Source organism: Bacillus sp. PK6-025 (assembly GCF_056530265.1).
The window spans coordinates 637501-661487 of record NZ_CP096509.1 but is presented as its reverse complement, the minus strand read 5'-3'; the positions used below and the strand labels follow the sequence as shown (position 1 = coordinate 661487).

The following is a 23987-nucleotide window of genomic DNA, read 5'->3' as shown; positions in this document are numbered from 1 at the left end:
GCGAAAAGGATGGTAAACATGGAAATGAACCTGTTTTGGATCGGGCTTGGTTTAGCGGCTTTAGGCTATTTTATCGGTGACGGCTTGAAAAACTTTAAAAACCCAAAAGGGAGTTATTCAGGCTATCCCTATTTAGTCAAAGAAGGCGATTTACATTATTATTTAGGTTTAAGTAAAGTAGAAACGAAAGAAATGCTGAGTAAATATCCTGACATACCTAAAATTGAATTAAATGGCACAACCTATTATCCGTATCAGCATTTGATGGATTGGATGTTGTCCGCCGACCTTTATAAACAGTAAAGCGCAGCTTGAAGCTGCGCTCACTTTTATGATTCGAGTATTTCAACATAGCCTTCCGATCCGTTAATCCTGATCTTCTGTCCGTCTTTAATTTCTTTCGTAGCATGCTCAACCCCTACCACCGCCGGAAGCCCGTATTCCCGCGCAATGACGGCGCCATGTGTCATGAGGCCGCCCACTTCCGTCACCAAACCTTTGATTGAGACAAACAGCGGTGTCCAGCTCGGATCTGTAAAAGGCGTGACAAGGATATCCCCCTCTTCGATATCGGCTTCTTCCAATTTCAGAATCACTCTTGCCCTACCTTCGATGACTCCCGATGAAACAGGAACGCCCGCCAATGCTCCCGCCGGAATGTGGTCTCCCAGAACTTCTCCCGTGATGACCTCGCCTTCTGAAGTCATCATTCGCGGAGGCGTTAATTTTTCATAATGCTGATATTCTGCTTTTCTTTCCTCGATCTTCTTCACATCGAGACGATTAGCGCAAACGGCCTCTCTCAATTCATCAAAAGACAGATAATAAATATCCTCCTTCGCTTGAATCAGCTTCTTTCGCTGCAAAATGGCGGCTTCTTTCATCAACGCTTCCTTATATATAAAATAGCGTTTGATCAGAGCATATTTGGGATATTCCCGATAACCGATAAAATTCCGCAAAACGCTGATCATCTTCTTTGTCTTTTTTGCCTTTTGTCTGCCTCCCTTTAGTTGTTGCAGACGGCTTAACAGATCCCTCTCCTTTTGCTCCGCTTCCAATCGCCCCTGTTCAAACTTGACCGTTCGCGCACCAGGTTCAAAGTTTTTGATGTTGCTCAAAATCACTGGAGCAAGAATGGAAGGGCGTTCGCTCCAGCGCGTCTTGGTCATATCGATCTCACCGGTGCAGCGCATGCCGTATTTCTCAAGGAATGCCCGCAATGCGCTGATAAAAGCGGGACCGCCGTCAAGCTGTTTGAGATCTTCGAAAAAGGTTTCATCATTGGCATGCGCTAAATATTTCTGAACCTCGGGGTATCCTCTGGCAGCATCGGAAACATCCAAAAGCGCCAATCCCATTTCAGATGTGACATTGTGCAATACCGATTGAGAAAGGGTATCGGCGACATTTTTTTCGCCAAGCCATTTCTCCATTTTTCGATTGAGCCAGTATACCGCATATAAACCAACCATAATCACAGCCATGCTCTCTGAATCATAGAGAACTTTTTTCAAGTTTTTTTGATCCTCTTCTATCTGTGCAAATAACGTTTCACCCGATGCATTTTTCAATCGCTGTTCAGCCTCATGGATGGATGCTTCCGCTTTGGACATGAGCCGTTTGACTACACCTGTGTCGTTTTTCCGGTAAATCTTCAGCGCATGACCAGGCAGCGACCATGACAGCCCCTCAGCCCCTAATCTAAACATCCGCTTCCCTTTAGGCAGGGTTTTGACAAGCTCCTTTCTTTTCAAAAAATTCACAAGAGCGCTATGCATGAAAGGATCATTTTTCCCCGCCGTGCTGAGGACGACTTTCCGACCAGCAAAAGATGCCAAATCGTGTGATAAATCAATAAAAAGCCTTCCGCCGGCACAGGTCAGCTCATAACCCGAGATCAACCCGAAAAACGATATCCCAAGCGGATTGATCGGCTCTGTCATCATTTGCTGATGCCCGACAGACATATAGACGCGCAGCTTGTCATCGCTCTGTTTCGGAAGAGGAAACAATGTCGTTACAGGCCGGCTCTGGACAAAGAAAAATTCGCCATCAGCCAGACACCATTCAATATCCTGCGGAAAACCTAAATGAGCTTCGATTCTCCTTCCCAGTGCTTCAAGCTGTATGATCTGTTCATCTGTTAATGTTTGCTTTTTCCGGCGTCCCGCTTCGACTTCACGCGCCTCAGTGCCGCCGCTTTCCAAAGAATAGACTGCCGTCTTTTTCTCGGAAATCGTTTTTTGAACGATCTCGCCTTCGCGAACCTTGTAGTTGTCTGCCGAAACCATACCAGATACAAGCGCCTCCCCCAAAGCAAAGCTCGCATCAATCGAGGTGACCTTCCGGTTGGATGTAACGGGATCTGCCGTAAACAAAATGCCGGACGCCTCCGAAAACACCATCTGCTGGATGACGACCGATAATTGAACTTTACGGTGGTCAAAACCGTTTTGAACCCGGTAGATCACGGCCCGCTCTGTAAACAATGAAGCCCAGCATTTGCTGATATGCTTCAAGATCGCCTCTATTCCTTTTATATTTAAATACGTATCTTGCTGCCCGGCGAAAGAGGCATGAGGCAAATCTTCCGCTGTAGCGCTTGATCGGACGGCATATGCACCGCCGCCAGCATTTGAGTGAGCGCTTTTAACCGCTTCTTTGATCTCTTCGGCGATTTCGGCCCTTTCAATACCATTGCGGATCTGGAGGGCGAGTTCGTTAATCTGCTCTCGATCGATCACTTTCAAAAGTGACAGCTGATCAATCAGTTCACTGACTCTGCCGTTTTCGCCAATCATCCTTTCATATGCCTTTGTGGTTACACAAAAGCCGTGAGGCACTTGAATGCCGCCCATTTTGGACAATTCGCCCAAGTTCATCCCTTTCCCCCCGACAAGCGGCAAATCGGCTCGATCGACCTCATGAAAGCCCAATACATAGCGTCCCATCAGAAATCCCCCTTTTTATTCGCCTTCAATACCGAAACGAATCATATCCAAAAACCGTTTTCGTTCTTCAAGAAGACGTCTGCTCCAGGCTGGATCATAATCGTTCTCAGCCGTTACTTTCGCTAGAAACTTTTGTTCAAAATGCCCCATCATGACCATGATGAGTTCGAACGCCTCTTCACGATCGACTCCTTTCCTCAACGGAACTTTTGCGAAAAGCTGTTTTAGAATACGATTTCTAACGGCAAATTGCTCCCCATACTTTGCGGCGATTTCTTCTTTTAATTCGGAAGGCGGCGAAAAAAAGGCTTCTTTCGTGAGCTTATATACGTTTGGATAATCCGCGAAAAACTCAAGCTTAGCCAGACTTATTTTTTCTTTCGCTTCAAAAAAATCATGATAAGACGACAGGTCATCAAGGGAAAGGCGCGACTTTACCTTTTCAATACAATAATCGAGCACAGTTAAGTACAGAATTTTTTTGCTTTTAAAGTGATGAAAAATCAGCGCCTTTGAAATACCGGCCGCTTCCGCCAGCATTCCGGTCGAAGTCTTTGCATAGCCGTGCCGGGCAAAAACCTCCAAACAGGCATCGAGTATTTGTTCTTTTTCATAAAGCTGTAAAGGCATTGATCATCATTCCTTTTCGTTATTGACCAATCGGTTAGTATAAATTGTAGCGCTTGCTGACCAGTCGGTCAATAAAATAAAACAAGAATAGGGTTTTAACATATGAATTTATTGGTAAAATGAAGGTGGAGCTTACAAAATATTCCGGGGTGAAAAGGCAATGCTGGTGTTGATGGTAAAGTTTATTTTGCTCTTTATTTTATGTTCCATTTCGTTTTCTTTATTTAAAGCATGTGTTTACACAGCGGGTAAAAAGCTGATTGACCGGACCGCAGAAGGATCGGCGCTCAACTGGACCTGCAGCGTATTCATCAAAAACGGCGTGGCCATGACGGGCGATGACTGCTTTGTCATGGCTGTTTCAGCGGCCTTGTTGGCCATTTATATATAAAAGCCTCAAACTTTCAATAAACAAACAAGGGTGACTAAGATGTGCGGCAGGTTTACGCTCTTTTCTGAATTTGATGAGATTATTGACCGTTTCGAGATTGATCAAATGACGATTGAAGATTACAGCCCCAGTTATAACATCGCGCCTTCCCAGCGCATTCTCGCCGTCATCAGCGACGGTTCCCATAACCGGTTAGGGCGGCTGCGGTGGGGATTGATTCCGCCGTGGTCAAAGGATGAGAAAATCGGTTATAAAATGATCAATGCGCGCGCTGAGACTTTGGCTGAGAAGCCGAGCTTTCGAAAGCCGCTGATCAGACAAAGGTGTCTCATTCCGGCAGACAGTTTTTATGAGTGGAAGCGGACCGATGCAAAGACAAAGCGGCCGATGAGGATCAAGCTCAAAACAAATGGACTGTTTTCGTTTGCGGGGCTTTGGGAGAAGTGGCAGCCTGCCGGCGGCAAGCCCGTCTATACATGCACAATCATTACGACAATGCCCAACGATTTAATGAAAGATATTCATGATCGCATGCCCGTCATTCTTGATCGTCAAGCTGAAAAAGAATGGCTGAATCCGAAAAATCAAGACCTTGCATACTTAGAAAGCCTTTTAAAACCATATGGGTCAAAAGAGATGGAAGCGTATGAAGTCGCGCCTCTCGTCAATTCACCGCATCATAATTCTCCTGAGCTCATCAAAAAAGCCCCTTTGCAATAAAAAGGGGCTTTTGGGCGAGGCGGCCGGTCATGACGAGAGGAGCCGCGCCCACTTGATTCAAAAAACTAATGTTTCAGAAGATAAAATTCACTGCTGAAGCCGATGCCTTCCCAAAAACGCAGCGCCGATTGATTATCGATATCAACCGATACTTGAACGTGAGACACTTGATGCCTTTCAAACCAATCCATCATACGATCTGCAACAAGCTTTCCCAGCTTGTTTCTTCGATAGACCGGGGCTATGTACACTTCATCGATGTGCCCGCTCAGACAATCGCTGACCAAATCTTTCTTAATAGAGGCCAGCCCGTATCCGACCGCTTCTTGCCTCTCATTCACGACGGCAAAAACCGCTCCGTATGCAGATTGAACATATTGTTTCAGCTGCTGCTGTATCATTTGTCTATCTTGATCATCCAATGTGCAATCAGCCGTTTCCAATGCATTATCATTCCACAAATTAATCAGTTCAGCAACAAACTCAGGCTTCAGAGGGGCATCAAGCTGTTGAATATGTATGGTCATGGCGTTTCTCCCTGTGCAAGACTTTTCATCAACCACATTTTAAATTAGAATAATATGCAATACAAGGATTTTATTGCTAAAGAAAGGTGATGGTGAAATGGACAGCCGTACAGCGCGGGAAAAAGAACCGCCGCTTGTCAAAGCGTTCCATTATATCACGCTTGCCGGGATATTTCTTCTCATCATTCCATCCGGGTTCAATCCCGTTTATTTGAATGGGGGATTCATCCTGTTTGGACTGAACATCGGTGTGCGTTCATTCGTTCTTTTGAAGAAGAATAAAAAAGGAGAATTTATCTTTACGATCGCTACTTGTTTATTTTTGATCGGTTACAGCGCTGTCAGGCTTTATTTCATATCATAATAAAAAAGCAGGTTTTCCCTGCTTTTTAAACCAAATCCGCCGTTTTGAGCCCCCTGCATTTTTGCAGACCGTCAGAACGCAGACAATAAGCGGCCGTCTTTTTCTTATATTGTTTAACGACGTCTATATGATCATCGTATCTGTAAACCAACAGCTTCACAGCGTTTTTCCCTCTTTTTGTTTCGATAACAAACGGTGTCCCGGCGTTTTTCGGATTTACAAAAAGCGGCTCGTCTCCCGGGTAGATGTAATACCGCTCCATAAATACGGCCTCATTAAAGTTTTGAATAAATTGACTCTTGTCAGATCCCTCTAAACGCTCTCCTCCGAACGTCACTGTAACATTCGCTTCCTCAAGCTTAACATGAACTTGAAATTTGCCGGTCAGCCACTCTACGACACCACTCGGAAGGCAAGTGACCAATATTTTAAAAAGACTGAAGATAACCAAAAAGGTTACAAAAAGCCATGTCACTCGATCATCTCCTCTTGTCTGAATTTTAAAGATGTCCTTGATTCATCCTATCATACAGGCAAAAGGATTTTATTGTACATTGTGTGAACAAGTGCAGCCCAGGTGAACATTCACCTTTAGTGATCCCCGCTCTGATGCTCTTCTTTTGGGATTTCAGAAGGAGCCTTCGGAACTTTCCGCAGCTGATGATTGACCACATCAGAGGAATAAAGTGTAACAATCATCGTTCCTCCATGCCGTTTCGCCCTGATCAAGACCGGTTGGTTATATTTATTTTGAAAGCGCAAATCAGGCCCGCCCCAGCTGACCGTCGCGTCGCGCCCCGGCGGAACATAAGGGACACGCCGGCTGTGGGAATAGCGCTGGACGATTTCCAGTCCTGCCCGGTCAACCGCATTAAACAATGTTGACGAAACCTGGCAAATGCCTCCGCCAACCCCTTCAGACAATTCGCCTCTCACGATCACCGGAGCCTTCATATACCCCTTGTCCGGCGTCCTCATACCGACAACTTTGTTAAATGAAAACGTCTCATTAGGAAACACAACATGATTGTCGATCGCTTTTGCCGCGAGTGAAATGTTGTGCGTCCTGCTTTTATTCCCGGAATTAAAATACGTCACATACTGACCGATCCGCTGTGTCCGGATATGGGAAAGCAGTTCGCTGTCCACTTTCGGGTAAATGTTCAATTCAGGCACTTCTATTGTGGACGGACCATCCCCATAAAAATACGCATAAAACTGCTCTCTAACCCCCTTCCTGGAAAGGCTGTAGCCAACCTTGCCGGGAACGATCCTTCCCTGATCATTGATCACGGCGTTGACGGGATCCTTGTGTACTTTCCGCTCAAGCCTGTCAACGAACTCGGCGTATTTTTTATCATCAATCAACGGTGTCCCGGGAAGCGGCATTGTAAAATCTTCGCGGTTCACAACGGCCACTTTCTTCCCTTGCTGGGTGATCGTTAAGCTGTCAGAATGCCCCGCAGGCTGCGCTAATAATAAAAGTCCAGTCATCCAAATTTTCAGCATAAGTCGATGTACCTCCCGCTATTAGTATGAACAGGAGATGATATTTGATGTACTGGACGTGTGATGCTTTAATGATCATCTATATTATGGATGAGAAAGGTTACACTAATGGAGGGAAGTTAAAAATAGTATAAAGCATGCATTAAGCCTGTTTATTTTCATTGGTTCCTTTTCTTTTTAGCCTGAATAACATTATGGTGGTGGCTATCAGGATTATCAAAAAAGTGATGCCTGAGTACAGGAACCCAACTAGCTCTATGCCATTAAATTTGTACGTCAAATAACTGCCGATAAAAAAGATTGTCCCCAGCAGGGAAAATGAATTCAATCGATTTACAATTTTTTTGACCATTTTTAAAATCCCCATGGTCTTGCGATTTTAATGCCATTTGCACATTTGCCCCAATATCAGATGCAGAATTAGAGGGACATTTATTAAGGCTACTCTTACCAGAGTTCATTCTTCTAGTAATATAAAGTATATGCCCTTCTCTTTGAGAAGGGCATACAATTACTTGTTCTGTTGATTTTCTTTTAAAGTGAGATTTAAAAATAGAAGGGCCAATAAAATGAAAGCAATGTTCACCAACCAGGACTTCCAGCTGGACGCAGGGTCAGAAATTGTACCGAGCAGATGTATAATAGATGAAAATGATAAAAGCAAAAACATTAGTTTGTTGTGCGACATCAGTTGTTTAACCTTTCTGTTAAAAGTTCAGAACCCATTATACCTTAATTAACCAAAATTCAACAAATTATCTTTCGATCAATTTACAACATCGCTTTTAAAGAATGATGTTTGATGAACAACTTAATTTCTTATTTTTTGGGGTCACTTCAAATAATGGAAAGTGCATCTACCATTCTGGCCAATAAAAAATCGGCCTCCAATCAACTGCACAACATCCGTGTGCAAAAGATCAATGTCCGCAGGCTCTCCTTCTTGGACTCGATATCACGTTCGTTTTTCTTATCTCTATCGTATGACAAAATGGAGTAGAGAAAGTCCCCCATTTTATCCCACTTTTTGTCGGATTTTTCTCGGATTGGAACATAAAAAAAGCACTCAATCAGAGATCGCTGCGTGATATATGCAATTATTCTTCATCGTCCCACTCTTCGTCTTCTTCCCAGTTTTCTTTAGACTCCTTCAGGTCTTCCATGAAAAACTCTAGAAAATTATTTGCAACAACATCTCCGTAACTTGCGTCATTAGCCCATACAATTACAGGACACTCTCCGTCTTCCATTTTATTTGTATCGAGACAATAGGAGAACTCGTCAACATACTCTATTACAACTATCCCATCGGGTAAATCATAATATTTCCTATAGTCCTCAGTTTGCTCTACAACATAGGCCCCCTCAAGGTCATATCCGATTATTTCCACACCGGAAATTCCACCTGAGCCATAGTTTTTTAAAAACCATTTATAACTTTCGGGAAGAACAACATTGAGGTGATGCTCGATATAAGCTATCTTATCTTCACTCACGTCACCTGTAAAATCATCCTCTTCTGCATATTTTTCAATGAAATTTTGAACTTTAGAGTAATCCATTTTATACACCTACCAAATTCAATTTTCAAACTGTTCTGCTCTCCATTTCCAATAACTTTTTCTAAAGTTGTTATATTGTAGCCGGAGTTCTTTATCGTTCCTAAAACTCTCGCCACCTTTTTTCAGACCGTGTAGAACTTTAAAATTATTCTGATGTACTGAGGAAGGGATTTCAACCATTGGACCTAGTTCTTCTTGAATTAAATGATGGAGGTTGATGAGGGCATAGGGTATGAGATAGCCCTTGACAAAATAGTGAATACATCTAGTGATAGTAACCTTTGTTTTCGACCACTAGAGCCTAGACTCGAATCTGGCCTAAATATTATTTGGAAAAAGCATCAAGTTTTTTCCGCAGCTGCTGATATGTTTTTAAAAGCAATTATAGAGAAAACCTCCCCAAAATAAAGGGAGGTTTGTTAGATTAAGTAACGATTTTTAAAAATCCGGTCAAATTTTTCAAACCCTGTTATATCAAGGGTTAGGGCGCTATCACATCATGCCGCCCATAGAACAACCACTTTCACGAGTGTATATTCTGATAAGCAAACTAATTTTTCTTGGCATAGGTTGTCTCTTTCTGTAAATCAATTCCAGATAAATACACCTTCAATTTCCAAAAAAGTGACCGATTTTATGACCAAAATAGCTAAAACACTGTTTAGACAATTAAAAAATGCAAACTTAATAAGGGGTAGCGTAAGGTCAGGAAAATGCTAATATTTAAAAGCCCAATTTCTCAGTATTGAATTTGAAAAATTGGGCTTTTTTCGCTCCGCAATCGCGCCCTTTTGCTGAACAAAGTTGCGATCTTCATATAGTGCTTATAGACAAGGGGGTATTCCAACAGAGGTATCCAATGGAGTTATCAGTTGATTAGCTTGGTGAAGATGATGAAAGAACCAATGAAGGACATATTAGAAAACATCCTTCAAGTTGAAAGCACCTTAAAAAAACAGTGACTAAAACAGTTTTTCTTCCTATTACACCTGCCTAAAGATAACTGGCCAAGTTAAATCAGCGACTGACATTCGTTAAATTACTTCCCCATTCTCCTTTTGGGGTTAAATAACTTATTATTCTATCCTCAAGGAGATCACCAAGAACTTCTTCATATTTTTTTCGATAAGGCTTTGGCAATTCTTCCTGTAACCAACTGTCTTTTGTACCTTGCCAGATTTCATAAATTACAATATCATCTGGTTTTTCAATATCGTCACTTATAATAGCATTTATAAAGGTAGGTTCGTTTGACATCACTTCAACAAGTGAATAAAGTGATTTTCGAAAAGCTTCTTTTTTGCCTGCTTTAACTTTGAAACGAATGTTTAAAACAACTTGATTGGCATTGCTAGTCATAGTAATATGCAACCCCTCAAAAAGTTTATTTAAGAATATTCCCGTTAAACCTAGTGTAATAGAATGCGCTTCCTTATTCAACAAAAGTGCCTATTTGTTCCAGAAATATGCGCCCCATTTTAACGATTAGCCTTCTTCCATTCCCTCGCAATTATTCAGCCTTTATTCTCCTTCAGTGATCCTCCACAATATGGCCCTTTAATGGAATAAAGAAGAATCTTCACTGATAAAGCTAAAAAAATCTTAAATGATCCAAAAACCTTCATCGCTGCCCGTGAAGAAGAAATAACACAGGAGATTTTAGATGCTGCCCTCGAAATCATTTCGGAGCAACTAAAAGAAGGGCGCAAAAAAAGTCAGACTAAACAAAAGTATTGCAATGCGAGAAAGGGCAACGTCATACTTTATAAAACGGTGAAACTTTTTACAAAAATGGTAATGACATGTTGAATTTCCATGAATTTTGTCCTAAGATAAAAGATGTACATATAAATGAACTGGGGGGCTTTACTTGAAGAAATTTTTGATTTTATCCCTTGCGCTCTGTTTGGGGATTATTTTAGGGGCTTGTGGTGCTACAGACACCGCAAAAAAAGATGATAACAAAAAAGAAACAACAGCAAGCGAGAACAAAAAATCTGATAGTAAAAAAGAAAATAAAGATGTTCAGGAAGACGGGGACATGAAAGCAACAACCGTCTTCACTAATAAAAATGTAAATATTAAAGGCTCAACCGGCCCTATGAAATATGAGATCAGTGCCATTCAATTAAAGGAATTGGAGCCAAAAAACGAAGAAACCGCCTCGCTTCTTGATGCGAAGGTCGGAGATAAAATCAACGCAATAACAATTGAAATGGAAGGCGAAAATACTTCTGATAAAGACGTAAGCTTTTTTTTAGGGCAAGCGAAAATCATAACTGATACTAAGGAACAGCTTGAACCCGAGGTATTACTTTCTGAACATATCGAAGGTGAGTATTTAGGTAAAGTTAAAAATAAAGGCCATAATGTTTACATCTTGAAAAATTCATCTGTTAAAGACTTGAAATCAATCGAAATTCGGGTCGATGCTCCAATAGATGATAAAGCTGATAGTCTCGGAAAAGATGTAAAACATACAATTGAAGTCAATAATTAAAAATTGCCCTTTTTAGGGCTTTTCTTTAACACTAAAAACAGAACTATATTCTTATCAAGGTGGACTACATGCCTTTTTAAGCAATGCTCGAATTTAAAAGTTACAAGACATTGTATTGCCCAACAACAAAGCATCTGATTAAAATTTATTGCATCCTAACGCCAGCAACTGTAAGAGAAGTACCCGCTTTCCGATTTTAGTGGCGCTCTTAAAAAGGCTTAAAATTAAACAGGCAAAAATAGCATATGCAAACGGGCGGAAATTTAGCGATGAGGATTTCATTTTTTCCCGTCCGGATGGCAACCCTGAAAATATAAAGAAAATGGACACAAGAATGAGACGGATTTTAAAGAGAATGAACCTGAACAAAAAAATCACCCAACACACTTTCCGTCATACCTTCACATCTCTTGCAGCTGAAGCGGGTGTACCTTTGGATGAAATCCAGAAAATTTTAGGCCACGAAAAAGACGAAGTGACATGAAAAGTTTATCTGCATACCACCAGAAAAAGTAAGGAAAAAACTTCTCAACAATTCAATTCATTTGTAAATGATTTATCGATGAAAATCCAATCCTCATGATGGATGTGACCATTTCGTGACCAATTTAATGAACAAAACAAAAAACCCCTTGATTTTCAAGGGGTTTTAAGTGGGCTTACATCATGCCGCCCATACCGCCCATGCCGCCCATGTCAGGCATTCCTGCGCCGCCTTTGTTTTCTTCAGGCTTGTCGGCAACAACTGCTTCAGTTGTCAGGAACATAGCCGCTACAGATGCTGCGTTTTGCAGAGCTGAGCGTGTTACTTTTGTAGGGTCAACGATACCTTTGTCGATCATGTTCACCCATTCGCCTGTTGCAGCGTTGTAGCCTACACCAATAGCTTCGCCTTTCAGGCGCTCAACGATGACAGATCCTTCAAGACCCGCATTGTGCGCGATTTGACGGATTGGTTCTTCAAGAGCGCGAAGAACGATGTTGATACCAGTCAGTTCGTCGCCTTCAGCTTCAAGGGCAGCTACTTTATTGTAAACATTGACAAGAGCTGTACCACCGCCGGATACGATTCCTTCTTCTACCGCAGCGCGAGTAGAGTTCAGGGCGTCTTCGATGCGAAGCTTGCGTTCTTTCAATTCTGTTTCAGTCGCAGCGCCGACTTTGATGACAGCTACGCCGCCTGCAAGCTTAGCTAGGCGCTCTTGTAATTTTTCTTTATCGAACTCAGAAGTTGTTTCTTCAACTTGAGCGCGGATTTGGTTGACGCGTGCCGCGATTTGCTCTGTATCTCCCGCACCTTCAACGATTGTTGTGTTTTCTTTTGTCACAACAACTTTAGAAGCGCGTCCCAATTGGTTGATTTGAGTTGATTTAAGGTCAAGACCTAAATCTTCTGTGATCACTTCGGCACCTGTCAGGATCGAGATGTCTTCGAGCATCGCTTTGCGGCGGTCTCCGAATCCAGGCGCTTTAACAGCCACTGCGTTGAATGTTCCGCGAAGCTTGTTGACAACCAATGTTGCAAGAGCTTCACCTTCAACGTCTTCAGCAATCAGAAGCAACGGTTTGCCTTGCTGAACAACTTGCTCAAGCACCGGCAGGATTTCTTGAATGTTTGTGATTTTTTTGTCTGTTACTAAGATGTACGGGTTCTCAAGAACCGCTTCCATCTTATCGGAATCTGTCACCATGTAAGGAGACGCATATCCGCGGTCAAACTGCATACCTTCAACCACTTCAAGCTCTGTTGTGAATCCTTTTGATTCTTCGATCGTGATGACACCGTCGTTGCCGACGCGCTCCATCGCTTCAGCGATCAGGCTTCCGACTTCTTCGTCAGCAGCGGAGATTGAAGCAACTTGTGCGATTGATTCTTTGCCTTCGATTGGTTTGGAGATTTCTTTCAGGCTTTCAACCGCTACAGCCACAGCCTGCTCGATACCTTTGCGCACGCCTACAGGGTTAGCGCCGGCAGTTACGTTTTTAAGACCTTCGCGAATCATCGCTTGAGCTAGAACTGTCGCTGTTGTTGTACCGTCACCGGCAACATCGTTTGTTTTGCTCGCAACTTCAGCAACAAGCTTTGCGCCCATGTTTTCGAACGCGTCTTCAAGCTCGATTTCTTTCGCGATGGTAACACCGTCGTTTGTGATTAATGGAGAACCGAATTTTTTCTCAAGAACGACGTTGCGTCCTTTAGGTCCCAAAGTTACCTTTACAGCATCCGCCAATGCATCTACACCGCGCAGCATTGAACGGCGGGCTTCTTCGCTAAACTTAATATCTTTTGCCATGTTATTCGAACCTCCTATATAATTGTCTCGTTTTTATTTATGACTTAGCCGATAACAGCTAAAATGTCGCTTTCACGCAAGATTAAGTAGTCAGTACCTTCATATTTCACTTCGGTACCTGCATATTTTGAGAAGATGATGCGGTCGCCTGTTTTAACTTCTAATGCAACGCGCTCTCCGCTCTCTAACACACGGCCTGAACCGGCTGCAACCACTTTACCCTCTTGTGGTTTTTCTTTTGCGGAGTCAGGAAGTACGATTCCGCTGGCAGTTTTTTCTTCAGACTCAACGAGCTCAATGACAACGCGATCACCTAATGGCTTTAACAATGAAACAACCTCCTCAATATTTTCATATGTAATTTTAGCACTCGCACTCGGTGAGTGCTAACACAATTCTTATAATAAAGAATCTCCCAGGCAATTTCAAGTGATAAGGTCAAATTTTTTTGCGCTTACATTTCTCCGCATGTCCTTATCATCCTATAATTTAAAAAGAGTGTGTTACAATAAACATAGTCTGAATTAGATTTTTAGAAAAGGAGTACATAAAGCTTGAGAAAACAATACTGGTTTATTATATTGGCATACGTTCTCATGCAATTGTCGGCCGCTGTCGGCTTGCCTCTTCTTTACTTTTTGGGAGTGGGCAAAGGACAGCCAAAGGCTGAAGCCCAGCTTACATTGACAGGCGTCTGGTCTGTCATCGCGTTTACCCTCTGTCTCGTTATCGTGCTGCTGATTTTGCGGACGGTGCCGAAGACGACGCTTCGCAACCGCCCGAAAGCATCGGTTGGAGCGTCAATCGGATGGGCGGTTGCCGGCGTTTTTCTCGCTTTGTTTTCGCAGTCAATTGCCGCTTCGATCGAAATGTACTTGTTCGGGGTCAACCCGGAATCGGAAAATACGCAGCGGATCATGGAAATCATCACCGCATTGCCGCTGATGGTGTTTGTCTCTTCTGTATTCGGACCGATTCTTGAAGAAATCATTTTCAGAAAGATCATTTTCGGTGCAATCTATGAGAAAACGAATTTTTTCATTGCCGCTTTGTTCAGTTCGGTGCTCTTCTCGGTCGTCCATTTGGATTTCAGCCATCTGCTCATTTATACAGCAATGGGATTCACATTCTCCTTTTTATATGTCAGAACCAACCGGATTATCGTGCCTATTTTCGCCCATGTCGCCATGAATACGCTCGTCGTCTTACTGCAGACATTCCGGGAGCCTATTGAAGAATATTTGAAACACGTCGAGAAAATGCAAATGATTATTGGAGGATTTCTATGATGAGAAGCCCTAAATTCTGGGGAGCGATTTATTTATTAACGGGTGTGCTGTTTACATATCTGGCGGCAACCTCGCCCGGAAGCATGTGGTCTTTTTACACGATCCTGCTGATGCTTTTCGCAGCCTATAATATCAGCATTTCCTTTAAAATGTTCGCCCTGGCCGGCAAGATGAAACGAAAAGATCAATAGCCTTTTTTGTGAAGGAAAAGAGCCATTCTGAAAAAGAATGGCTCTTATTTAGTATGGTCGTTCAAAAACGCTTGATTTTCCTCTTGAATCATTGTTTTTTGCGCCTGCCTGTAGGATATTCTTGAAATCACGATACTGATTTCATAAAGAATGAGCAATGGCACTGAGACCATTAAATGCGACAAAAGCTCAGGCGGTGTAATGAGGGCCGCGATGACGAACAACACAAAATATGCGTATTTTCTGATTTTCGCCAAAAACATCGGCGTCACGAGGCCGAGCCTTGTGATAAACATGATGACCACAGGCATCTGAAACAATAAGCCAAAAGGAAGCGTCAACTGAAGCAGAAACTGAAAATATTCGTGTATTCCGATGACCTGGTTGACATTCAGATCATCTGAGACTCTCGTCATAAAGTCCACGACAAACGGAAATAAAATAAAGTAAGAAAAGGCAATGCCGCCTAAAAAAAGAATAATCGATATCGGAATATAGCTGAGCGTCACTTTTCGTTCTTTTTCATACAGCCCCGGGCTAATGAAAGCCCACAGCTGGTATAAAACAAGCGGCGAAGTCAAGACGGCGCCGATGATGAAAGCGAACTGCACGTACACAAATAAAGGATCGGTCAGCTTGAACGCGTTGAGCGTCAGCAGCTTCGCTTCATCCGTCTGCTGCAGATAGATAATCAGCGGCTTTGCCAATAAAAAGCCTGCCACAACAAATAAAACAAAAAAGAAAAAAGTGATCACAAGCCGTCTGCGTAGTTCTGTGATATGTTCTATCAGCGACATTTCTCTTTCCTTCATAAATGTCATCCTATCCTACTGATCTTCTTTCTTTTTATCGGAATCGTCGTCAGCCAAACCTTTTGTCGCATTCTTAAACTCCCTCAGCGTGTTTCCCGCTGCTCTTCCCAGCTCGGGAAGTTTTTTCGGGCCGAATATCAGAAGCGCCACCACGACAATTAAAATAAAGCTTCCAGGACCGATTGGCATAAAGCCTGCCCCCTTTCCTTTATTTTTCGTTTTCCGTTTTACTTTTCCTGCATTGAATAATGTTTCATGAAATACACCAGCGACTGAAGTTCAACCGCCAAATCTATATGATGAATGCGAATGTGTTCCGGCACATTCAAGCGGGCCGGCGTGAAATTAAGAATGCCTTTAATGCCAAGCTCCACCAGCCTGTCTGTAATCGACTGTGCGGCTTGAGCCGGTACCGTCAAAATGGCGACGGGGATATCATCCGTCATATGCTCTTCAAGTCTATTCAGATCATAGACGGGAACACCGCCGACCTCGGTTCCGATTTTTTCCTCATTGATGTCAAACGCCATGGCGATTTTTGTATTATTATTTTTGATAAAATTGTAATGGAGAAAGGCTGTCCCCAAATTCCCCACGCCAATGAGCGTTACGTTCGTCATTTCATCCTGATCAAGCGTCTTTCTGAAAAAGGACAGCAAATAATTGACATTGTAGCCGTATCCTTTTTTTCCGAGCGCGCCGAAGTACGAGAAGTCCCTGCGGATGGTCGCAGAATCGACTTTGACGGCATCGCTCAGCTCAGCGGAAGATACACGCTGTTTTCCGGATGCATGAAGGTTTTTTAAAAAACGATAATATAATGGCAACCGTTTCGCTGTCGCTTGCGGAATTTTTGAATGATCCATGTTCATAAACTAATCCTCCATGTCTACATCAGCTTTTTCCCTTTTATAGTCACCGTTTTTCCCGCCTGTCTTTTCGAGAAGAAAGGTCGGTCCTATCACCATTCCCTTATCCGCCGCTTTGCACATGTCATATACGGTCAGCGCACATACGGAGGCCGAAGTTAACGCTTCCATTTCCACACCTGTGCTCCCTTTGGTCTTCACTTTAGATTGAATATGCAGGATGCTCTTCTGTTCTTTCTCCTCCCAGCGAAAGGCGATGTCGACTCCTTTCAGAGCGATCGGATGGCACATCGGGATGATGGCGGATGTCTGTTTTGCGGCCATGATTCCGGCCACTTGCGCCACCGACAATACATCGCCTTTTCCGATTTCCCGGTTTTTGATTTTTTCATGTACTGTTCGATTCATAGACACGCTTGAAACAGCCGCAGCTGTGCGTACTGAAGCTTCCTTTTCGCTTATATCAACCATCTTGGCTCTGCCTTGTTCATTAAAATGTGTAAACTCATTCATGTTCTGAACTCTCCTTATAACGATCATACACTATTTTTTTCATTCTGTCTTTTTCTTTGGCTAAAATCTTCCAGACTTCACTTAATGTTTGCTGACTGCGCAGTGATAGGCTACACTTAAAATAGCAGACAAGAGGTGAAAGATCATGATGATTTTACAAGTGAACCAACTTTCAAAATCGTTTGGAGCCGATACGATTTTAACGAATATAAAACTCGAAGTCAGATCTCGGGACCGGATTGCGATCGTCGGACGCAACGGCGCCGGAAAATCGACTCTTCTAAAGATTATCGCAGGAAAACTTTCATATGAAAAGGGGGACATCATCAAGCCGAAAGATTTGACGATGGGCTACCTTGACCAGCATTCCGGCCTCGATTCCAAGCTGACGCTCAAAGAGGAATTGCTGTCGGTATTTGATTTTCTGAAAAAAATGGAACAAGAAATGCGCGCGATCGAGGAAAAGATGGCGCAGGCCGGACCGGACATGCTTGAATCATTGATGAAGACGTATGACAGGCTTCAGCAGGAGTTCAAGGACAAAGGCGGCTACCAATATGAGGCAGAGGTCAGATCCGTCATGCACGGGCTCGGCTTTGCGGGATTTGACGACTCCGTCCGCGTCCAGGACTTAAGCGGAGGTCAAAAAACAAGGCTTGCCCTCGGAAAAATGCTTTTGACAAAACCCGACCTCCTCATTTTGGACGAACCGACAAACCACTTGGATATCGATACCCTGACATGGCTTGAACAATATTTGCAAAATTACAGCGGAGCGATTTTAATCGTTTCCCATGACAGGTACTTTCTTGACAAAGTGGTTACCCAAGTTTACGAGATCAGCCGGTCCCAAAGCAAAAAATATACCGGGAACTACAGCTCTTATCTCCAATTAAAAGCCGAACAGCTGGAAAAGGAAACAAAGCTTTATGAAAAGCAGCAGGACGAAATCACCAAGCTGCAGGAGTTCGTCGACCGGAATCTGGCTAGAGCTTCGACGACGAAACGGGCGCAGAGCAGACGAAAGCAGCTTGAACGGATGGAGATCATGGACAAACCGCTCGGAGATGAAAAGTCGGCGTCTTTCCGCTTTGAAATTACAAGGCAAAGCGGAAACGATGTACTGCGGGTGGAAGGCTTGACAGTAAGCTATCAGGAGCAGCCCCCGCTTCTCCGTTCATTGAACTTTCACATCACCCGCGGGGAAAGCGTTGCACTGGTCGGACCGAACGGAATCGGCAAGTCAACCCTTTTAAAAGCATTGATTCAAAAGCTGCAGCCGGTATCGGGAACAATCGCGACAGGCTCCCATGTCTCAATCGGCTACTATGACCAGGAACAGGCTGAATTGACGTCGTCAAAACGCGTGCTTGACGAGCTTTGGGACGATTATCCGGAAATGAATGAAAAGGATATCCGGACCTGCCTCGGCAACTTCCTGTTTTCGGGAGAAGACGTATTAAAACCTATACACGCGTTAAGCGGCGGCGAAAAAGCAAGGCTTGCCCTCGCCAAGCTGATGCTCCAAAAAGCGAACTTCCTTATTCTTGATGAGCCGACAAACCATCTCGACCTGGACAGCAAGGAAGTCTTGGAGAACGCTTTGATCGATTACCCGGGAACGATATTATTTGTGTCCCATGACCGCTATTTTATCAACCGGATCGCGACAAAAGTACTGGAGCTTTCCCGCGACAAAGCAGAAGAATATTTAGGCGACTACGATTATTACACAGAAAAAAAAGCGCAGCAGCTTGAACTGAAAGAACTAGAAAAACAGACGGAAGAGCATCAGAAAAACGCTTCCGAAAAACCTGGCGCAAAAAAGAGCTATGAGGAAGAAAAAGAGCTGAAAAGAAAAGAACGCCAGCGGCAGCGAAGGATTGAAGAAATCGAAACAAGAATTACGGACATTGAAGAACAGATCGAAAAAAATGAGGAGCTCCTGTGTGACCCCGCCGTCTTCCAAGACCATGAGAAGGTCCAGGAAATCCACTCTGAAAATGAACGGCTGAATGAGGAGCTTGAACAACTGTTAACAGAATGGGAAACACTCTCTACAAATGAATAAAGGATGAACCGCTCCAAGCCGGAGCGGTTTTTTTGTCCACAATTAAAATCCTTTATTTAAAAGAAAGAAAGCGATTTACCCACAATATCCACAAAAAACATAATATTTATACACATTATTAACAGGTAAAAAAGGTCTGTAAATTAAGGTTTTTAACATTATACACAAGACTGTGGATATATGTTAATAACCTGTTAATAACTATTCCCGGGCAAAAAAACCTCACAGAGCGTGAGGTTTTAATAAGACGTCAGATCTAAGCCAGGCTGACCGTTCATATCATATTTTCCTCTGATTCCTTTTTCAAAAGCAACCGTACCTGCGGCGGCAATCATCGCGGCATTGTCCGTACACAGCGAAAGCGGCGGGATCAAAAGCTCAATCTCCGGATGGCTGCTGAACGTTTTTTCAATCGCCGCTCTCAACCCTTTGTTTGCAGCAACTCCTCCGGCAAGCAGCACCTGTTTGACGCCATAAGCTTTCGCAGCGCGTTCCGTTTTTGTGACAAGGACATCAATGACGCTTTCCTGAAAGCTGGCTGACAAATCTTCCGGAGCTATCGTTTCACCTTTTTGTGAAGCGTTGTGAAGCGTGTTGATGACTGCAGATTTCAATCCGCTGAAGCTGAAATGATAAGAGCCTTCTTCAAGCCATGCGCGCGGTAGCGGCACATTTGCCTCGCCTTTTTGCGCAAGTTTGTCAATGTGAGGTCCTCCCGGATAAGGAAGCCCCATCGTTCTCGCCACTTTGTCATAGGCTTCGCCTGCCGCATCGTCGAGCGTCTCTCCGATGACTTCAAATGAGCCGTGCTCTTTCATATACACGAGTTCGGTGTGGCCGCCTGAGACGACAAGGGCAATCGCCGGAAATTGAATGTCCTGAACAAGTCTGTTGGCATAGATGTGACCGGCAATGTGATGGACGCCTACGAGCGGTATGCCCCGGGCAAAACTGAGCGCTTTCGCGGCATTCACGCCGATCAATAAAGCGCCGACAAGCCCCGGTCCTTCCGTTACTGCGATGGCATCAATGTCATCAAATGTCATGTCCGCTTGTGCAAAGGCTTCCTCAAGCACGATCGTCATCTGTTCCACGTGATGCCTTGATGCGATCTCGGGAACAACGCCGCCAAACCGTTTATGACTCTCGATTTGCGACGCTACGACATTTGAAATGATATCCGTTCCGTTTTTGACAATCGCGGCGGCCGTCTCATCACAGCTTGTTTCGATTCCTAATACATACAGATCTTTTTTATGATTCATTTAGTCTCACCCACATTAATAATGCATCTTCCCCATTATCGGTATAATAATTTTTACGAATTCCTCCCGGCTCAAAGCCGAGCTTTTTGTATAAGCTTTGTGCAATATGATTCGATACCCTTACCTCTAAAGAAAGCTGAGCCGCCTTTTTCATCCGGCAAAGCTTCATCGCGGCTTTCAAAAGAGCTTCTCCTAAACGGCGGCCCCGATATGCAGGTGAAACGGCAATGTTGGTGATCTGGGCATCATCCATGACGATCCAAATCCCGCAGTAGCCGACAACTTGCTCCTCAACTTCGAGAACGAGGTAATGAGCATACATATTGTGAAAAAGCTCATGATGAAAAGATTCTTTTTTCCACGGAGAAGAAAAAGAGCTTTTTTCAATTTCAAAAACCTGGTCCAAATCTTTTGGATTCATATCGCGTATGACCATTTGCGTGTTCATGGCTTCACCCGTTTACTTTTGTTTTTCAAGCCAGACGGCCTCGGCTTCGGCCAGACGAATATAGTTTGGAACAACGCTGTGCACAGGCTCGGCCTCTTTAAGTTCTCCGATTAAAGCCAATTCTGAAGGTCGTGGAAGCTGCAGGGCAGGGCCAGAAATGACCGCTTGTTCACCGAGAATCTGTTCGATCATCTCCTGATGAATCTCTGTGTCACTTCCTATGAAAAGGACTTGCTGATCCATGGCTTTCAGTTTTTTAAGCCAATCCTCAAGCAGAATGTTTTGGTCCTCTTCCAAGCCATGCAGTTTGCCGTCCCTATACTGGTATAGTCCCGTATAAACCTGACCGCGTCTGGCATCAAACAACGGACAAATCAAGCCTTGGAAAAAACGGCCGTTTGCCGCCAGCACTTCAAGGCTTGAAACGGTTTTAATCGGAATATTTAATGACCATGCAAGCGTTTTGGCAATCGTAACACCGATCCGCACGCCTGTATATGAACCCGGACCTTTGGCAACTGCAATTTGGGTCAGGTCATTCGGCTCTAAACCGCACTCTTTAAGGAGTTCGTCGATCGCCGGCATAGCTCTGACTGAATGGTTTTTCTTTAAGTGGGATATATGCTCGGCTATCACTTTTCCGTCTTTAACTAATGCCACGCCGAGCGTTAAATTGGATGTATCAATCGCAAGTATCGTCATGTTTGCTGATCTCCTCGCAAAGATTTTCGTAGCGGCTGCCTTTAGGGGTAAAGGTCAGCTTTCGTTCATCATCGCCAAGCCGCTTAATGACCACCTCTAGGAGCTCTTTCGGAAGCTGCTCCTCAATCAAATGCGCCCATTCCACAAGGCAGACGCCGTCTCCCTCAAAATATTCATCTAATCCGAGATCTTCCGTTTCATCTTCCATTCTGTAAACATCCATATGAAACAGCGGAAGAGAGCCGTCCCGGTATTCTTTGATAATGGTAAAAGTCGGGCTGCTGACAACCCGCTTGATTCCGAGCCCTTCGGCAAATCCTTTTGTAAAAGTCGTTTTGCCTGCTCCAAGGTCGCCCTCCAATGTGATGACATCACCGGGCAGAACATACTTTGCTGCCAGTCTGGCAATGTTTTTTGTCTCTTCAGGCTCTGTCGTTTTCCACTCTAACGTTTTCACTTTACTTGTCACCTGTCTTATTTAAAATGGTTATATCCTTTTTTTTCGAGAAGAACGCGGTCCTGTCCATTATGATAAAACACGTCCGCCTGCCCTTGTTGTGTGACGCGGCCGATTTGATAAACCGGCACATGACGTTCAGAGCATTCCTGACTAAAACGTTCCCATTGATCATTAGAAATCGTACCGACGAGTTCAAAATCCTCGCCGCCGAAAAGGACCCACTCTTCCCATTTTGTGTTCAGTGTATGTAAATCCGAATGGACCGGAATCATCTCTTTATATATGTCAATGGAAACACGGCTCGCTTCGGCAATTTCATTTAATTCGCTGGCAAGCCCGTCGCTGATATCATTAAGTGCCACATGATGATAGCCTGAACAGAGCAAACCTGCCTCAACCCTCGGCAAAGGCCTCTTGTGCCGCTCTATAAAATATTGAGACTGCTTCTCGTCTTTCATCTCTGCTTGGCCCAATATAAAAGCCAGACCGGCAGCAGATGAGCCAAGTTCTCCCGTCACAAAAACGACATCCCCGGGTTCGGCATGGCTTCTTAAACAAGTTCTGCCCTTTTCAATCTCGCCGATTACTGTTACGGTCAAAACGAGCGGCCCGTTGGCAGATACGGTGTCACCGCCGATTAAGTCCATTTGATATAGTGTCGCCAGTTTATTCATTTCTTCATACATGGCTTCAATATCCACCGCGTGCCAGCCGGAAGGAACAGCAATGGACACAAGATAATACTTGGGGCTGCCTCCCATCGCGGCAATATCACTAATATTCACAGCCAATGCTTTATATCCGATATCGGCAGGCGATGAATGGGATGATAAAAAATGAATACCGTCGACCATCGTATCGACCGCAACAATCTCCTGATAACCGTTCTTTGTATGATAAACAGCGGCATCGTCCCCAATACCGATCTCTATTTCTCGGTGAAAAAGCGAACGGGGCGTAATCCTTTGAATCAATTCAAATTCGTCCATAAGATCATTTGCTCCTTTGCTGTTGCAACCAATCAAAACACTATCATTAGTTTATCGAATTCTCACCAATTATCCAAGAAATAAAGAAACTCGGCAAACATTGTGAAAAACGCCGATGAAGCCAAGTTTTCAGCATAGACCTGAAAGAAGACATAAAAAAAAACGAAAACCTCAAAGATTTCGTTTGTGTACAACATGGCGGTCCGGACGGGACTCGAACCCGCGACCTCCTGCGTGACAGGCAGGCATTCTAACCAACTGAACTACCGGACCACTTTTTATTTATTTTCTTTGTATGGAAATTAGATTTGGTTGCGGGGGCAGGATTTGAACCTGCGACCTTCGGGTTATGAGCCCGACGAGCTACCGAACTGCTCCACCCCGCGATAATATAAACAGCTTGGCGGCGTCCTACTCTCACAGGGGGAATCCCCCAACTACCATCGGCGCTGAAGAGCTTAACTTCCGTGTTCGGCATGGGAACGGGTGTGACCTCTTCGCTATCGCCACCAAACTATTTGCCTTCAGGACGAAGGTACTGGGCGTTCCTCACAGGATGTGAGGGCCTTTAGCCGAGTTTCCTTGCCTTTGGCTTTTGAGAGGCATTCTCTCAAAACTAGATAACGGTCAGACAATTCACAAACATTTAGGTTAAGTCCTCGATCGATTAGTATCTGTCAGCTCCATGTGTCGCCACACTTCCACCTCAGACCTATCAACCTGATCATCTTTCAGGGATCTTACTTCCTTGCGGAATGGGAAATCTCATCTTGAGGGGGGCTTCATGCTTAGATGCTTTCAGCACTTATCCCGTCCGCACATAGCTACCCAGCGATGCCCTTGGCAGAACAACTGGTACACCAGCGGTGCGTCCATCCCGGTCCTCTCGTACTAAGGACAGCTCCTCTCAAATTTCCTGCGCCCGCG

27 protein-coding genes, 2 tRNA genes, 2 rRNA genes and 2 pseudogenes (1 of these 33 running past the window's edge) are annotated in these 23987 nt (G+C 44.0%); 10 read left to right on the top strand and 23 right to left on the bottom strand.

The annotated features are described in order from the left end of the window. Nucleotides 1-18: 18 nt before the first annotated feature. Nucleotides 19-303: a hypothetical protein gene (locus M1D67_RS03365; protein ID WP_020450376.1), complete on the top strand. Its 285-nt coding sequence runs from the start codon at nucleotides 19-21 to the stop codon at nucleotides 301-303. Between the two features lie 26 nt (nucleotides 304-329). On the opposite strand, the gene ppsA is transcribed toward M1D67_RS03365, so the two are convergent. Together ppsA and M1D67_RS03355 are read right to left on the bottom strand one after the other, a co-directional pair. Then, nucleotides 330-2954 carry a phosphoenolpyruvate synthase gene (gene ppsA, locus M1D67_RS03360; RefSeq protein WP_479831582.1) on the bottom strand — a complete coding sequence of 875 codons (2625 nt, stop codon included), beginning with the start codon at nucleotides 2952-2954 and terminating at the stop codon, nucleotides 330-332. Between the two features lie 15 nt (nucleotides 2955-2969). Then, complete coding sequence (locus M1D67_RS03355) at nucleotides 2970-3584, bottom strand: TetR/AcrR family transcriptional regulator (RefSeq protein WP_026578969.1); 615 nt, start codon at nucleotides 3582-3584, stop codon at nucleotides 2970-2972. A 160-nt stretch (nucleotides 3585-3744) separates the two neighbouring features. Here M1D67_RS03355 and M1D67_RS03350 point away from each other — a divergent pair, with 160 nt between their 5' ends. Together M1D67_RS03350 and M1D67_RS03345 are read left to right on the top strand one after the other, a co-directional pair. Further along, nucleotides 3745-3975 (top strand): hypothetical protein, encoded by a 231-nt coding sequence (locus tag M1D67_RS03350; protein WP_025811974.1) that lies wholly within the window; start codon nucleotides 3745-3747, stop codon nucleotides 3973-3975. Between the two features lie 39 nt (nucleotides 3976-4014). Next, a complete protein-coding gene (locus M1D67_RS03345) occupies nucleotides 4015-4695 on the top strand; it encodes an SOS response-associated peptidase (RefSeq protein WP_080131257.1) in 681 nt (226 codons plus the stop codon). A gap of 65 nt (nucleotides 4696-4760) precedes the next feature. On the opposite strand, the gene M1D67_RS03340 is transcribed toward M1D67_RS03345, so the two are convergent. Beyond that, nucleotides 4761-5222, bottom strand: a complete 462-nt coding sequence (locus M1D67_RS03340; protein WP_095323735.1) for a GNAT family N-acetyltransferase — start codon at nucleotides 5220-5222, stop codon at nucleotides 4761-4763. Nucleotides 5223-5319: 97 nt separating this feature from the next. On the opposite strand from M1D67_RS03340, the gene M1D67_RS03335 reads away from it, so the two are divergent. Beyond that, nucleotides 5320-5586, top strand: coding sequence for a hypothetical protein (locus tag M1D67_RS03335; RefSeq protein ID WP_105980748.1), 267 nt, complete (start codon nucleotides 5320-5322; stop codon nucleotides 5584-5586). A 25-nt stretch (nucleotides 5587-5611) separates the two neighbouring features. Here the strand turns inward: M1D67_RS03335 and M1D67_RS03330 are convergent, their stop codons facing one another. The 4 genes and pseudogenes from M1D67_RS03330 to M1D67_RS03315 all read right to left on the bottom strand — a co-directional run. Continuing rightward, entirely contained in the window at nucleotides 5612-6061 is a 450-nt protein-coding gene (locus M1D67_RS03330) for a YfmQ family protein (RefSeq protein WP_020450370.1), read from the bottom strand. 116 nt (nucleotides 6062-6177) lie between these two features. Further along, nucleotides 6178-7095, bottom strand: coding sequence for a VanW family protein (locus M1D67_RS03325; protein WP_326455579.1), 918 nt, complete (start codon nucleotides 7093-7095; stop codon nucleotides 6178-6180). Between the two features lie 1097 nt (nucleotides 7096-8192). Then, a complete protein-coding gene (locus tag M1D67_RS03320; RefSeq protein ID WP_145654482.1) occupies nucleotides 8193-8657 on the bottom strand; it encodes an SMI1/KNR4 family protein in 465 nt (154 codons plus the stop codon). Nucleotides 8658-8675: 18 nt separating this feature from the next. Continuing rightward, a pseudogene (locus tag M1D67_RS03315) lies at nucleotides 8676-8888 on the bottom strand (HNH/ENDO VII family nuclease); the annotation flags it as partial. Here M1D67_RS03315 and M1D67_RS03310 point away from each other — a divergent pair. Next, nucleotides 8871-9065: pseudogene (locus M1D67_RS03310) on the top strand (LysR family transcriptional regulator); the annotation flags it as partial. The pseudogenes M1D67_RS03315 and M1D67_RS03310 overlap by 18 nt on opposite strands. 609 nt (nucleotides 9066-9674) lie before the next feature. Here the strand turns inward: M1D67_RS03310 and M1D67_RS03305 are convergent. Then, a complete protein-coding gene (locus M1D67_RS03305; RefSeq protein WP_257007306.1) occupies nucleotides 9675-10097 on the bottom strand; it encodes an antibiotic biosynthesis monooxygenase family protein in 423 nt (140 codons plus the stop codon). Between the two features lie 430 nt (nucleotides 10098-10527). On the opposite strand from M1D67_RS03305, the gene M1D67_RS03300 reads away from it, so the two are divergent. Then, complete coding sequence (locus M1D67_RS03300; protein WP_095293001.1) at nucleotides 10528-11157, top strand: hypothetical protein; 630 nt, start codon at nucleotides 10528-10530, stop codon at nucleotides 11155-11157. Nucleotides 11158-11305: 148 nt separating this feature from the next. After that, nucleotides 11306-11641 (top strand): tyrosine-type recombinase/integrase, encoded by a 336-nt coding sequence (locus tag M1D67_RS03295; RefSeq protein ID WP_254636399.1) that lies wholly within the window; start codon nucleotides 11306-11308, stop codon nucleotides 11639-11641. Nucleotides 11642-11816: 175 nt separating this feature from the next. Here M1D67_RS03295 and groL read toward each other — a convergent pair whose 3' ends face one another. Continuing rightward, nucleotides 11817-13451, bottom strand: coding sequence for a chaperonin GroEL (groL, locus tag M1D67_RS03290; RefSeq protein WP_020450334.1), 1635 nt, complete (start codon nucleotides 13449-13451; stop codon nucleotides 11817-11819). Nucleotides 13452-13495: 44 nt separating this feature from the next. Then, nucleotides 13496-13780: a co-chaperone GroES gene (groES, locus tag M1D67_RS03285; protein WP_003179248.1), complete on the bottom strand. Its 285-nt coding sequence runs from the start codon at nucleotides 13778-13780 to the stop codon at nucleotides 13496-13498. A gap of 225 nt (nucleotides 13781-14005) precedes the next feature. On the opposite strand from groES, the gene M1D67_RS03280 reads away from it, so the two are divergent. Beyond that, nucleotides 14006-14740 carry a CPBP family intramembrane glutamic endopeptidase gene (locus M1D67_RS03280; RefSeq protein WP_020450333.1) on the top strand — a complete coding sequence of 245 codons (735 nt, stop codon included), beginning with the start codon at nucleotides 14006-14008 and terminating at the stop codon, nucleotides 14738-14740. Then, the gene (locus tag M1D67_RS03275; RefSeq protein ID WP_023855536.1) at nucleotides 14740-14931 is read left to right on the top strand and encodes a YdiK family protein; all 192 of its coding nucleotides are present in this window, start codon (nucleotides 14740-14742) and stop codon (nucleotides 14929-14931) included. The genes M1D67_RS03280 and M1D67_RS03275 overlap by 1 nt, the downstream gene beginning before the upstream one ends. A gap of 44 nt (nucleotides 14932-14975) precedes the next feature. On the opposite strand, the gene tatC is transcribed toward M1D67_RS03275, so the two are convergent. Genes tatC through moaC form a run of 4 tightly spaced genes read right to left on the bottom strand, consistent with a single transcriptional unit; the run spans nucleotide 14976 to nucleotide 17125 of the window. Then, the gene (gene tatC / locus M1D67_RS03270) at nucleotides 14976-15752 is read right to left on the bottom strand and encodes a twin-arginine translocase subunit TatC (RefSeq protein WP_095293002.1); all 777 of its coding nucleotides are present in this window, start codon (nucleotides 15750-15752) and stop codon (nucleotides 14976-14978) included. 6 nt (nucleotides 15753-15758) lie between these two features. Continuing rightward, nucleotides 15759-15932: a twin-arginine translocase TatA/TatE family subunit gene (locus tag M1D67_RS03265; RefSeq protein ID WP_020450330.1), complete on the bottom strand. Its 174-nt coding sequence runs from the start codon at nucleotides 15930-15932 to the stop codon at nucleotides 15759-15761. 38 nt (nucleotides 15933-15970) lie between these two features. Next, nucleotides 15971-16615: a redox-sensing transcriptional repressor Rex gene (locus M1D67_RS03260; RefSeq protein ID WP_020450329.1), complete on the bottom strand. Its 645-nt coding sequence runs from the start codon at nucleotides 16613-16615 to the stop codon at nucleotides 15971-15973. 3 nt (nucleotides 16616-16618) lie between these two features. Continuing rightward, entirely contained in the window at nucleotides 16619-17125 is a 507-nt protein-coding gene (gene moaC, locus M1D67_RS03255) for a cyclic pyranopterin monophosphate synthase MoaC (protein ID WP_048350303.1), read from the bottom strand. A gap of 145 nt (nucleotides 17126-17270) precedes the next feature. Here moaC and M1D67_RS03250 point away from each other — a divergent pair, with 145 nt between their 5' ends. Next, a complete protein-coding gene (locus tag M1D67_RS03250; protein WP_096747896.1) occupies nucleotides 17271-19196 on the top strand; it encodes an ABC-F family ATP-binding cassette domain-containing protein in 1926 nt (641 codons plus the stop codon). Nucleotides 19197-19435: 239 nt separating this feature from the next. On the opposite strand, the gene tsaD is transcribed toward M1D67_RS03250, so the two are convergent. The 9 genes from tsaD to M1D67_RS03205 form a co-directional block, all read right to left on the bottom strand. Continuing rightward, nucleotides 19436-20461 (bottom strand): tRNA (adenosine(37)-N6)-threonylcarbamoyltransferase complex transferase subunit TsaD, encoded by a 1026-nt coding sequence (gene tsaD, locus M1D67_RS03245; protein WP_145654484.1) that lies wholly within the window; start codon nucleotides 20459-20461, stop codon nucleotides 19436-19438. Further along, nucleotides 20451-20909, bottom strand: coding sequence for a ribosomal protein S18-alanine N-acetyltransferase (gene rimI / locus M1D67_RS03240; protein WP_095293008.1), 459 nt, complete (start codon nucleotides 20907-20909; stop codon nucleotides 20451-20453). Before rimI ends, tsaD begins: the two co-directional genes overlap by 11 nt. A gap of 12 nt (nucleotides 20910-20921) precedes the next feature. Then, nucleotides 20922-21611: a tRNA (adenosine(37)-N6)-threonylcarbamoyltransferase complex dimerization subunit type 1 TsaB gene (gene tsaB, locus M1D67_RS03235; protein WP_023855531.1), complete on the bottom strand. Its 690-nt coding sequence runs from the start codon at nucleotides 21609-21611 to the stop codon at nucleotides 20922-20924. After that, the gene (tsaE, locus tag M1D67_RS03230; RefSeq protein ID WP_043054090.1) at nucleotides 21592-22068 is read right to left on the bottom strand and encodes a tRNA (adenosine(37)-N6)-threonylcarbamoyltransferase complex ATPase subunit type 1 TsaE; all 477 of its coding nucleotides are present in this window, start codon (nucleotides 22066-22068) and stop codon (nucleotides 21592-21594) included. The genes tsaB and tsaE overlap by 20 nt, the downstream gene beginning before the upstream one ends. Before the next feature lie 17 nt (nucleotides 22069-22085). Further along, nucleotides 22086-23060, bottom strand: a complete 975-nt coding sequence (thiL, locus tag M1D67_RS03225) for a thiamine-phosphate kinase (RefSeq protein WP_023855530.1) — start codon at nucleotides 23058-23060, stop codon at nucleotides 22086-22088. Nucleotides 23061-23256: 196 nt separating this feature from the next. Continuing rightward, nucleotides 23257-23333 (bottom strand) — tRNA-Asp (locus M1D67_RS03220). A gap of 36 nt (nucleotides 23334-23369) precedes the next feature. Continuing rightward, nucleotides 23370-23446 (bottom strand) — tRNA-Met (locus tag M1D67_RS03215). Nucleotides 23447-23458: 12 nt separating this feature from the next. After that, nucleotides 23459-23574 (bottom strand): 5S ribosomal RNA (gene rrf / locus M1D67_RS03210). Nucleotides 23575-23707: 133 nt separating this feature from the next. Continuing rightward, nucleotides 23708-23987: ribosomal RNA gene (locus tag M1D67_RS03205) — 23S ribosomal RNA — on the bottom strand; it runs 2650 nt beyond the window's last position.

Excerpts from the sequence above, each read along its gene's own strand:
- M1D67_RS03365 (WP_020450376.1), top strand. The coding sequence starts at position 19 with ATGGAAATGAACCTGTTTTGGATCGGGCTTGGTTTAGCGGCTTTAGGC.
- ppsA (WP_479831582.1), bottom strand. The coding sequence starts at position 2,954 with ATGGGACGCTATGTATTGGGCTTTCATGAGGTCGATCGAGCCGATTTG.
- M1D67_RS03355 (WP_026578969.1), bottom strand. The coding sequence starts at position 3,584 with ATGCCTTTACAGCTTTATGAAAAAGAACAAATACTCGATGCCTGTTTG.
- M1D67_RS03350 (WP_025811974.1), top strand. The coding sequence starts at position 3,745 with ATGCTGGTGTTGATGGTAAAGTTTATTTTGCTCTTTATTTTATGTTCC.
- M1D67_RS03345 (WP_080131257.1), top strand. The coding sequence starts at position 4,015 with ATGTGCGGCAGGTTTACGCTCTTTTCTGAATTTGATGAGATTATTGAC.
- M1D67_RS03340 (WP_095323735.1), bottom strand. The coding sequence starts at position 5,222 with ATGACCATACATATTCAACAGCTTGATGCCCCTCTGAAGCCTGAGTTT.
- M1D67_RS03335 (WP_105980748.1), top strand. The coding sequence starts at position 5,320 with ATGGACAGCCGTACAGCGCGGGAAAAAGAACCGCCGCTTGTCAAAGCG.
- M1D67_RS03325 (WP_326455579.1), bottom strand. The coding sequence starts at position 7,095 with ATGCTGAAAATTTGGATGACTGGACTTTTATTATTAGCGCAGCCTGCG.
- M1D67_RS03320 (WP_145654482.1), bottom strand. The coding sequence starts at position 8,657 with ATGGATTACTCTAAAGTTCAAAATTTCATTGAAAAATATGCAGAAGAG.
- groL (WP_020450334.1), bottom strand. The coding sequence starts at position 13,451 with ATGGCAAAAGATATTAAGTTTAGCGAAGAAGCCCGCCGTTCAATGCTG.
- M1D67_RS03275 (WP_023855536.1), top strand. The coding sequence starts at position 14,740 with ATGAGAAGCCCTAAATTCTGGGGAGCGATTTATTTATTAACGGGTGTG.
- tatC (WP_095293002.1), bottom strand. The coding sequence starts at position 15,752 with ATGACATTTATGAAGGAAAGAGAAATGTCGCTGATAGAACATATCACA.
- M1D67_RS03265 (WP_020450330.1), bottom strand. The coding sequence starts at position 15,932 with ATGCCAATCGGTCCTGGAAGCTTTATTTTAATTGTCGTGGTGGCGCTT.
- M1D67_RS03260 (WP_020450329.1), bottom strand. The coding sequence starts at position 16,615 with ATGAACATGGATCATTCAAAAATTCCGCAAGCGACAGCGAAACGGTTG.
- moaC (WP_048350303.1), bottom strand. The coding sequence starts at position 17,125 with ATGAATGAGTTTACACATTTTAATGAACAAGGCAGAGCCAAGATGGTT.
- M1D67_RS03250 (WP_096747896.1), top strand. The coding sequence starts at position 17,271 with ATGATGATTTTACAAGTGAACCAACTTTCAAAATCGTTTGGAGCCGAT.
- tsaD (WP_145654484.1), bottom strand. The coding sequence starts at position 20,461 with ATGAATCATAAAAAAGATCTGTATGTATTAGGAATCGAAACAAGCTGT.
- rimI (WP_095293008.1), bottom strand. The coding sequence starts at position 20,909 with ATGAACACGCAAATGGTCATACGCGATATGAATCCAAAAGATTTGGAC.
- tsaB (WP_023855531.1), bottom strand. The coding sequence starts at position 21,611 with ATGACGATACTTGCGATTGATACATCCAATTTAACGCTCGGCGTGGCA.
- thiL (WP_023855530.1), bottom strand. The coding sequence starts at position 23,060 with ATGGACGAATTTGAATTGATTCAAAGGATTACGCCCCGTTCGCTTTTT.